We start from the raw sequence: 9881 nt of genomic DNA, 5'->3' as shown, positions 1-9881 counted from the left end.
GTGCCGTTGTTCCGTGTCAGTGGTGGCGCATTATAGGGAGTTATTTCTGCCTGACAAGAGGAAATTTAAAATAATTTTCTGAGTGCGCACTTTTTATTCTTTGCGTTTATTTTGCCGACGATTTGTTGGTTAAATGGGCTATTTCACGGGCAAAGTGCGCAACCTGCTCCCAGTCGGTGTACACCACTTCTTTACTGGTATCCGTTTCGCCGCCCGACATCTTCATAATAAGCTTGATCATCAGACGGTCATACCAGCGATAGCGGGGATAGCGAAGCGCGCCTGCAATGACGGCACAGTAGTCAGGTCGCCACGGAGAGCTCATTAAAAACTTACGCGCATAGCTGTTAGTCTGCGGCGTCCGTTTTTCAGCTTTACGCGCCACCAGGTTAACGGAATAAAAGGCGCTCGGCATTCCGTTCAACCGCGCGGCGTATTTCTTAACGAACTCCTGAAAGGCGCTGTGGTAATGGCCATAACGAATAGACGCGCCAATCACTACGCGATCATAGCTATCCCAGTCCGGTTCTTCTGCGCGATGCAGATTAACGACATCGGCCCAGATCCCCATCTCTTTGAGTTCAGAAGCCAGATAAGAGGCAATTTCGCGCGTTTGTCCGTCCCGGGTAGAGAAAAGAATCAATGTTTTCACGTGTTACTCCATTATTCACGCCAGAAAGTCGGGGTAAAAAGTACCAGCAAAGTGAATACTTCCAGACGACCAAATAGCATGTTGGCGATGAGTATCCATTTCGCAACCGGATTCATACTGGCGAAGTTATCAGCAACCACCCCCAGCCCCGGTCCCAGGTTATTAAGCGTAGCCACTACCGAGGCGAAAGCCGAGAAATCATCTACGCCTGTAGCGATAATGGCCAGCATACTGACGATAAATACCAGCGCGTAGGCAGAAAAGAATCCCCAGACGGCTTCCAGAATACGTTCTGGCAGCGCCCGGTTCCCCAGCTTAATACTGTAAACGGCATTCGGATGCACCAGACGTTTGAGTTCGCGGTTCCCCTGTTTAAACAACAACAGAATACGGATGACCTTTAACCCCCCGCCCGTTGACCCGGCGCAACCGCCAATAAACGCGGAACATAGCAGCAAGACGGGCAAAAACAGCGGCCAGCGCGCAATGCTGTCCGTGGTAAACCCTGCCGTTGTCGCCATCGACACAACCTGGAAGAATGCCTGATTTAGCGTTGTCAGCGCCGAGTCGTAGATATTATGGAACCACAGTACCAGCGTGCAGATTACCACCAGCGTCAACTGTACGCCGATGAACATGCGGAATTCCGGATCGCGCCAGTATACTTTCAGGCTACGCCCGCTTAATAAAGAGAAATGCAGGCCATAGTTACAACCGGAGATCAGCAGGAAAATAGCGATGATGGTATTAATAGTGGGACTATCAAAATAGCCTACGCTGGCGTCATGCGTTGAGAAGCCGCCGATAGCGATAGTGGAGAAGCTGTGTCCGATAGCGTCAAACGCGGGCATCCCTGCAAACCATAGCGCCAGCGCGCAGGCTACCGTTAGCAAGACATAGATAAGCCACAGCGTTTTCGCCGTCTCGGCAATACGCGGGCGCATTTTGTTATCTTTCAGCGGCCCCGGCATTTCTGCCCGATAGAGCTGCATCCCCCCGACGCCGAGGATAGGGAGAATCGCCACCGCCAGCACAATGATCCCCATACCGCCAAACCATTGCAGCATCTGACGATAAAAGAGAATGGCGTGCGGTAATGAGTCCAACCCCACCAGCGTAGTGGCGCCCGTGGTGGTTAACCCGGAGAACGATTCAAAAAAAGCATCGGTAATGGTGAGGTTTGGGCTTTCCGAGAAAATAAACGGCAGCGCACCCACGCTGCCCAGCACGGTCCAGAACAACACCACGATAAGAAATCCTTCGCGGGATTTCAGCTCGCCCTTTTCCCTACGGTTTGGCCACCACAGTATGGAACCGATCGCCAGCGCGACAAAAAAGGTCTGCGTGAACGCTCTTCCTGCGCCATCACGATATATTAGCGCTACCAGTCCCGGGAGAATCATTGTCCCCGAAAATAAGATAACCAGTAGTCCAACGATTCGGGTAATGGCGCGAAAATGCATCTCTGCCGCTTCCTTTATTCTTAAAAATGAGGTGGGGATTATTCTTCAATCGCTAACAATTGCAATGAACCACGGCTAAAATCCGCCAGTTTTGTGGAAAATGCATTCACATGAGCAAAAGGAAGCGCCACCCTGAGCCGAACAGACGCCTGATAATCGCTGGAAACGATCTTCCCGGCAAACTGTCCTAATAATGCTTCGATTCCGGCCAACTGACCGTACTCACACTGCAAAGTATATTCGGTTAATGGCGTCTTGCGTTGTGTGGCAAGCTGACGTAATGCCTGATTCACACCGCCGCCATAGGCTTTTACCAGCCCGCCCGTACCCAGCAGAATACCACCATAGTAGCGCACGACGACGGCAGTAATTTCTCCGACGCCGCTGCCCATCAATTGCGCAAGCATCGGCTTGCCTGCCGTTCCCGCCGGTTCGCCGTCGTCTGAAAAGCCCAGTTGCTGTGAGTCGTCCGGCGCACCCGCCACCCACGCCACACAATAGTGGCGCGCATCAGGGTGCTCAGCTCTGACTGACTCAACAAACGCTTTCGCCGCGTCTACGCCATCGGTATGCGCCAATAGCGTAATAAAGCGGCTTTTTTTGATCTCTTCAACAACGGTGACCGGCGCTGCAGGGATTAACCAACTGTCCATTACGCCAGTTTTAAATCCCGCGTCATGTTTTCCACGCCGTTTTCGTGGATGACCACGTTATCTTCAATGCGAATACCGCCGAAAGGCTTGAGCGCTTCAATTTTCTGCCAGTTGAAGTGCTTGCTGAACGGCCCTTCGCGCCACGGCGCTAACAGCGATTCGATGAAGTAAATCCCCGGTTCGATGGTCAACACCATTCGCGGCTGTAACACACGCGTGCAGCGCAGATACGGGTATTTGGACGGCGCGGCGAGATGCGTACCGGAATCATCCTGCATAAACCCGGCCACATCGTGTACCTGCAGACCCAACGGATGACCAATACCGTGCGGCATAAACGGCCCGGTGAGATCATTTTCCACCATCGCCTCTTCACTCATGTCGGTAATGATTTGATGCTTACGCAGCAGCTTCGCGATGCGCTGATGGAACTGAATATGATAATCCACATAGCTGACGCCCGCCTTCATGGTAGCGATCAGCGCCAACTGTTCGTCGTTAACATCTTTCACCAGGTGGGCGTAGTCGTTATCGCTTTTCGCCGACCAGGTTCGCGTCAGATCCGCCGCGTAGCCGTTGTATTCCGCGCCCGCATCCAGCAGGAAACTGCGCATTTCAGACGGTGCCTGATGATCCAGTTTCGTGTAATGCAGCACGGCGGCATGTTCGTTCAGCGCCACAATGTTGCTGTATGGAACATCAGTATCGCGATGTCCCGTGGCGGTCAGGTATGCCAGGTTGATGTCGAACTCACTCATGCCGGAACGGAAGGCCTCTTCCGCCGCACGATGACCGCTCACCGCCATTTTCTGCGCTTCGCGCATACAGGCCAGTTCATAATCCGTTTTATAGGCGCGGTAATAATGCAGATAGTCGATAACACCTTTCGGGTTGATGTTGCTGGCGGCGATATCCAATTGTAGCGCGCGCTCAGGAACCGGGCCGATATAGCCGATATTGCCACGCGCGGCAGGCAGCTGGCTGCCGATGCCATCCGCTTTCGGTAAGGCGACGACCTCGACTTCTTCCGTCCAGAAGGATGTTGGCAGCGGTTCAACGTTATGCCAGTAATCGACCGGCAGATAAAACCACAATTTGGGTTTGTTGACGCCATCGACCAGCAGCCAGCAATTTGGAACCTGAGTTACCGGCACCCACGCTTTAAACTGCGGATTGACCTTAAACGGATAAGGGTGATCGTCGAGAAAGACGTTGAAAAGCTCGCCGGAATGAATAAGTAACGCATCCAGCTTAAAGCGCGCCAGAACATCGCGCGTCCGTTCTTGTAAGGTAACAATATGATTTTTATAGAGCGCGGCCAGTGATTCCATTTTTTACCCTTCTGTTTTTTTGACCTCAAGTTCCCGCATCTTAGCACATCGCCCCACGAGAGCGTGATCTCTGCCGAGCGTGATCACATCGGCATTTCTTTAATCATTTATTTGCATTTTATTAACACAAAATACACACTTCGCTTCATCTGGTACGACCAGATCACCTTGTGGATTCAGGAGACTGACATGCTTTATAAAGGCGACACCCTGTACCTCGACTGGCTGGAAGATGGCATCGCCGAACTGGTGTTCGATGCTCCAGGCTCGGTCAATAAACTCGACACCGCAACCGTCGCCAGCCTCGGCCAGGCGCTTGAGGTGCTGGAAAAGCAACACGATTTAAAAGGGCTGCTGCTGCGCTCGAATAAAGCGGCCTTTATTGTCGGCGCGGACATCACCGAATTTCTTTCACTGTTCCTCGTCCCCGAAGAGCAGTTAAGCCAATGGCTGCATTTCGCTAATAGCGTCTTTAACCGTCTGGAAGATTTACCCGTACCGACCCTTGCCGCCGTAAACGGCTATGCGCTGGGCGGCGGGTGCGAATGCGTGCTGGCCACCGATTACCGTCTGGCGACGCCAGACCTCCGTATCGGTCTGCCGGAAACTAAACTGGGCATCATGCCGGGTTTCGGCGGCTCCGTTCGTCTGCCGCGTATGCTGGGCGCAGACAGCGCGCTGGAGATTATCGCGGCAGGTAAAGATGTCGGTGCTGAGCACGCGCTGAAAATCGGCCTTGTGGACGGCGTGGTCAAACAAGAGAAGCTAATTGAAGGCGCGATAGCGGTGTTACGCCAGGCCATTACCGGCGATCTCGACTGGAGAGCTAAACGCCAGCCGAAACTGGAACCGTTGAAACTCAGTAAGATTGAAGCGGCGATGAGCTTTACCATCGCTAAAGGCATGGTCGCACAAACGGCGGGTAAACATTATCCGGCGCCGATGACCGCAGTGAAAACCATTGAAGCCGCCGCGCGTTTTGGTCGTGAAGAAGCGCTGAATCTGGAAAATAAAAGCTTTGTTCCGCTGGCGCATACCAATGAGGCTCGTGCGCTGGTCGGTATCTTCCTCAACGATCAATATGTAAAAGGTAAAGCCAAAAAGCTGACCAAAGATATTGATACGCCGAAACAGGCAGCCGTACTGGGCGCGGGCATTATGGGCGGCGGTATCGCTTACCAGTCGGCCTGGAAAGGCGTACCGGTCATCATGAAAGATATCAACGATAAATCGTTGAACCTCGGCATGACCGAAGCGGCCAAGCTGCTGAACAAACAGCTGGAGCGCGGCAAGATCGACGGTCTGAAACTGGCGGGCGTCATTTCGACCATCCACCCGACTCTCGATTATGCCGGTTTCGATCGCGTAGATGTTGTTGTCGAAGCGGTAGTCGAAAATCCGAAAGTCAAAAAAGCGGTACTGGCGGAAACCGAGCAGAAAGTGCGCCCGGAAACCGTGCTGGCCTCAAATACCTCCACCATCCCAATTGGCGAACTGGCTAGCGCCCTGGAACGTCCGGAAAACTTTTGCGGAATGCACTTCTTCAACCCGGTACACCGGATGCCGCTGGTTGAAATCATTCGCGGCGAGAAGAGTTCAGACGAAACCATTGCCAAAGTCGTCGCCTGGGCCAGCAAAATGGGCAAGACACCGATTGTAGTCAACGACTGCCCCGGCTTCTTTGTTAACCGCGTGCTGTTCCCCTATTTCGCCGGTTTCAGTCAACTGCTGCGCGACGGCGCGGATTTCCGCAAAGTCGATAAAGTGATGGAAAAACAGTTCGGCTGGCCGATGGGCCCGGCCTATCTGCTCGACGTGGTGGGTATTGATACCGCCCACCACGCGCAGGCGGTAATGGCGGCAGGCTTCCCGCAACGGATGCAGAAAGAGTATCGCGACGCGATCGACGCATTGTTTGACGCCAGCCGTTTTGGGCAAAAAAACGGTCTGGGCTTCTGGCGCTATAAAGAAGACAGCAAGGGTAAGCCGAAGAAAGAAGAAGATGCTGCGGTGGATGACCTGCTGGCAAGCGTCAGTCAGCCGAAACGCGACTTCAGCGACGACGAGATAATCGCCCGTATGATGATCCCGATGATTAACGAAGTGGTTCGCTGTCTGGAAGAAGGCATTATCGCAAGCCCGGCGGAAGCCGACATGGCGCTGGTCTACGGCCTGGGCTTCCCTCCGTTCCACGGCGGCGCATTCCGCTGGCTGGATACACAGGGCAGCGCGAAATATCTTGATATGGCGCAGCAGTATCAACACCTCGGCTCGCTGTATGAAGTGCCGGAAGGGCTGCGTAATAAAGCGCGCCATAACGAACCGTATTATCCCCCGGTTGAACCAGCCCGTCCGGTTGGTTCTCTGAAAACGGCTTAAGGAGTCACAATGGAACAGGTTGTCATTGTCGATGCTATTCGCACCCCGATGGGCCGTTCGAAGGGCGGCGCGTTTCGCAACGTGCGGGCAGAAGATCTCTCCGCCCACTTAATGCGTAGCCTGCTGGCGCGTAATCCGTCGCTTACAGCGGCGACCCTCGATGATATTTACTGGGGCTGCGTACAACAAACGCTGGAGCAAGGCTTCAACATTGCCCGTAACGCCGCGCTGCTGGCAGAAATTCCCCATTCGATACCGGCGGTCACCGTCAACCGTCTGTGTGGTTCCTCGATGCAGGCGTTACACGATGCAGCGCGAATGATCATGACCGGCGATGCGCAGGTTTGTCTGGTTGGCGGCGTGGAGCATATGGGGCACGTGCCGATGAGCCACGGCGTGGATTTTCACCCGGGTCTGAGTCGCAACGTCGCCAAAGCGGCAGGGATGATGGGGCTAACGGCGGAAATGCTCTCCCGCCTGCACGGCATTAGCCGGGAAATGCAGGACCAGTTCGCCGCGCGTTCTCACGCTCGCGCCTGGGCCGCCACGCAGTCTGGCGCATTCAAAACGGAGATTATCCCGACTGGCGGTCATGATGCAGACGGCGTGTTGAAGCAGTTTAGCTACGATGAAGTGATCCGCCCGGAAACCACGGTCGAAGCGCTATCAACGCTGCGTCCGGCATTTGATCCGGTTAGTGGCACGGTCACGGCGGGCACCTCATCCGCGCTTTCCGATGGCGCAGCCGCCATGCTGGTAATGAGCGAAAGTCGTGCCCGTGAGCTGGGCCTGAAACCTCGCGCCCGTATTCGCTCAATGGCAGTGGTGGGTTGTGATCCGTCAATTATGGGTTACGGACCGGTTCCGGCATCAAAACTGGCGTTGAAAAAAGCGGGACTGTCAGCCAGCGATATCGATGTGTTTGAGATGAACGAAGCGTTTGCCGCACAGATCCTGCCATGCATTAAGGATCTGGGATTGATGGAGCAGATAGACGAGAAGATCAACCTCAACGGCGGCGCGATCGCGCTTGGTCATCCGCTCGGCTGCTCCGGAGCACGTATCAGCACCACGCTTATCAACCTGATGGAGCGCAAAGACGCGCAGTTTGGTCTGGCGACGATGTGTATTGGTCTGGGTCAGGGCATCGCCACGGTGTTTGAGCGGGTTTAATCAAAGATAATATCCCCTAAATAACTCGCATTGCAGCGCAGCGGCGACTGAGCGAATCCCCGGGCACATAGATAACTATGTGCCCGGGGTGAGCAAAGGCAGCCAACAAAGAGGCTGCGCGAATTATGACGGGAAACAGTTTAGTTGCCGTTTTTCCCGCCCGTCAGGGGCGGGTTTTTTCACCGTATGGCCCGCTCTACTCAGTAAGCGCTTTGGTCAGGCTAAATGGCATAGCCTGATATCCACGCGCACCATGTATTTGCATTTCGACCGCAGGCTCTTTTTCTCCCCATTTGAACTCTTCCAGATACGGATTAGGTAAGCTGGTAAATGCGCCTACCGACAAATCAAACGCACCACCTGCTGTTGCGGAATACACGAACACAGAATTCTTGTCAGTCTGGTACTCGGTGATAGAGGTTACCGGGCTAAACCACTCGTTCCCGCGCTCTTTACCGTATTGCCAGATCTGTTGGACTGTCTTGTTTTTCTGGTCGATTTTGTAAATCACGGAGCGGCTGTATTTCATACTCTGCATAGCAGGCTGTTCTAAGCCGCGGCCATCGCCATTGTCGAAAGCGGAAAGGTATAAGATATCGCCTTTACTCTTACTATCAATTTTAAAGGCCGTATGTTGCGTCCATGTCCAGTCGAAGTCACCCTCGCAGCCACTGTCCTGGCAGGCGATTTTTTGGCCTTTGCTATCCACAGGCGTCAGAATTGCGGCATTAAATGGCGCTTTCCAGCCAGCAGGCGTACCCAGTATCCACTTCACTTTCTTATCGCGGCCGATTTTGATAATCGCACTCTGGTGGCGGGAGCTGATGATGATGGAATCATCTTCACTGTCATAGTCGACGCTGTTGACATGCGCCCAGTTGCGGCCAGCCCCACTACCCACGATATCCCCGAATTTGTCGGAGGAGTCCAGCGCCGCCAGATCTTCTTCGCTCAACGTATGGCCGGACTGGCTGGCGTCGATATTCAGGCACACAGCGCCCTGATCGAGGGTTTTCATTATCACATCACGATAAGGATCGAGGATATCAAACAGACGCCATTCATCCACTACCACGCCGTTCTGATCAACTTCGGCAATCACATCACGCACGGTACGAACATTTTTCCCATCAGGACGTTTATAGTTAGAGCTGGCTACACGCAGGAAGTAGTGACCGTTGGCCGCGTTATCCATTGAGTGTGAAAAATCGTTATAATTATCCGGCAGGCGGCGGTTAAAGATTTCACGCCCCATGATATCGTATTTCACATAACGCTGACCGTAGCCCCACGATAGTGCGCCATCCTGGTTTTGTTTAAAGCCCATCATAACGCCAGCACGATAAATTGACTTTAAATCATAAATTGAACTTGGATTCATAAACCAACGAATATCACCGGAGGTGTCGATAATAGCGTTAGCTGTAGTGAAGTTCCATTCTAATGCACCCCCAGTAGGGTTGTTCCAGACAGTACGCGTTCCATTCCCAGACTTATCTTTCGTATTATTCAAAAGATACAAGCGATCTTTAAATTCTGGGGAAACCTTTTTAACATCGATAGTAAAGAGTGCTGATTGTTCTTCTTTTGTACCCGCTGATTCAATATAGGCAGGCGGTGCATACATTTTATAGCTTTCTTTTATATTTTCGGTTTTACTACCCTGGATTCTTGTATATTCAACTTCAACGGTATTGACATAATCTGGGTAAAGACCAAAGACGGGAATACCGCCATACGTTAAAAGGTATTTATTATTAACTTTATACGCGATCTCCTGGCCATTTTCTTTGGGTACAATCCGTACATGCACGTCACGTAACTGGTAACCGCCATTACGAATAACGGCGGTTAGCGGCGCGATATCATAGGGGTTCATAACAACTTCGCCAATTTTTCCCTGGACCTGATAGTCCACTTTAGCGCCGCTGGCGCCGCCGATGGCGAAAGCAGTAGAAGGTACTGATGACAAAATTGCAACAGATAATGCGAGAGAAGTTAAAGCATATTTAAATTTCATAACACTCTCCATCTTATAAATAAATAACTAACTTTCCATTTTATGTTTCTTTTATAAAAATAAATGAAGCATATATAATTAACTATTTTTATTGATAGCCTCAGGACATAATATTACTTAATTTATTACACGCAATACAAAGCCTGTAGATATTCAATATCATAAGGTTTTATAGTTGACGATTAATTAATATTTAAGAGGACTTTTAGG

General features: G+C 52.1%; 7 protein-coding genes. 2 read left to right on the top strand and 5 right to left on the bottom strand.

The annotated features are described in order from the left end of the window. Window positions 1–106: 106 nt before the first annotated feature. From hemG to pepQ, 4 genes are read right to left on the bottom strand one after another with little or no spacing between them, the layout of a single operon-like run. Entirely contained in the window at window positions 107–652 is a 546-nt protein-coding gene (gene hemG / locus ACLJPQ_RS20570; RefSeq protein ID WP_080185132.1) for a menaquinone-dependent protoporphyrinogen IX dehydrogenase, read from the bottom strand. An 11-nt stretch (window positions 653–663) separates the two neighbouring features. Then, window positions 664–2115: a Trk system potassium transporter TrkH gene (gene trkH, locus ACLJPQ_RS20565; RefSeq protein WP_000545688.1), complete on the bottom strand. Its 1452-nt coding sequence runs from the start codon at window positions 2113–2115 to the stop codon at window positions 664–666. A gap of 38 nt (window positions 2116–2153) precedes the next feature. Next, window positions 2154–2768, bottom strand: coding sequence for an IMPACT family protein (locus tag ACLJPQ_RS20560; protein WP_000378904.1), 615 nt, complete (start codon window positions 2766–2768; stop codon window positions 2154–2156). Further along, window positions 2768–4099 (bottom strand): Xaa-Pro dipeptidase, encoded by a 1332-nt coding sequence (gene pepQ / locus ACLJPQ_RS20555; RefSeq protein ID WP_000444529.1) that lies wholly within the window; start codon window positions 4097–4099, stop codon window positions 2768–2770. Before pepQ ends, ACLJPQ_RS20560 begins: the two co-directional genes overlap by 1 nt. A 189-nt stretch (window positions 4100–4288) precedes the next feature. Between pepQ and fadB the strand changes: the two genes are divergently transcribed. Together fadB and fadA are read left to right on the top strand one after the other, a co-directional pair. After that, window positions 4289–6478, top strand: a complete 2190-nt coding sequence (fadB, locus tag ACLJPQ_RS20550; protein ID WP_080185133.1) for a fatty acid oxidation complex subunit alpha FadB — start codon at window positions 4289–4291, stop codon at window positions 6476–6478. Between the two features lie 9 nt (window positions 6479–6487). Next, window positions 6488–7651, top strand: a complete 1164-nt coding sequence (gene fadA, locus ACLJPQ_RS20545; RefSeq protein ID WP_080185134.1) for an acetyl-CoA C-acyltransferase FadA — start codon at window positions 6488–6490, stop codon at window positions 7649–7651. Window positions 7652–7847: 196 nt separating this feature from the next. Here the strand turns inward: fadA and ACLJPQ_RS20540 are convergent, their stop codons facing one another. Continuing rightward, window positions 7848–9671 (bottom strand): aryl-sulfate sulfotransferase, encoded by a 1824-nt coding sequence (locus tag ACLJPQ_RS20540; protein WP_000669887.1) that lies wholly within the window; start codon window positions 9669–9671, stop codon window positions 7848–7850. Window positions 9672–9881 lie beyond the last annotated feature (210 nt).

It is taken from the genome of Salmonella sp. SAL04213, assembly GCF_046550535.1.
In the GTDB taxonomy this organism is placed as follows: Bacteria; Pseudomonadota; Gammaproteobacteria; order Enterobacterales; family Enterobacteriaceae; genus Salmonella; species Salmonella enterica.
This window is presented reverse-complemented; position numbering and strand designations above follow the sequence as displayed.

Excerpts from the sequence above, each read along its gene's own strand:
- trkH (WP_000545688.1), bottom strand. The coding sequence starts at position 2,115 with ATGCATTTTCGCGCCATTACCCGAATCGTTGGACTACTGGTTATCTTA.
- ACLJPQ_RS20560 (WP_000378904.1), bottom strand. The coding sequence starts at position 2,768 with ATGGACAGTTGGTTAATCCCTGCAGCGCCGGTCACCGTTGTTGAAGAG.
- pepQ (WP_000444529.1), bottom strand. The coding sequence starts at position 4,099 with ATGGAATCACTGGCCGCGCTCTATAAAAATCATATTGTTACCTTACAA.
- fadB (WP_080185133.1), top strand. The coding sequence starts at position 4,289 with ATGCTTTATAAAGGCGACACCCTGTACCTCGACTGGCTGGAAGATGGC.
- fadA (WP_080185134.1), top strand. The coding sequence starts at position 6,488 with ATGGAACAGGTTGTCATTGTCGATGCTATTCGCACCCCGATGGGCCGT.
- ACLJPQ_RS20540 (WP_000669887.1), bottom strand. The coding sequence starts at position 9,671 with ATGAAATTTAAATATGCTTTAACTTCTCTCGCATTATCTGTTGCAATT.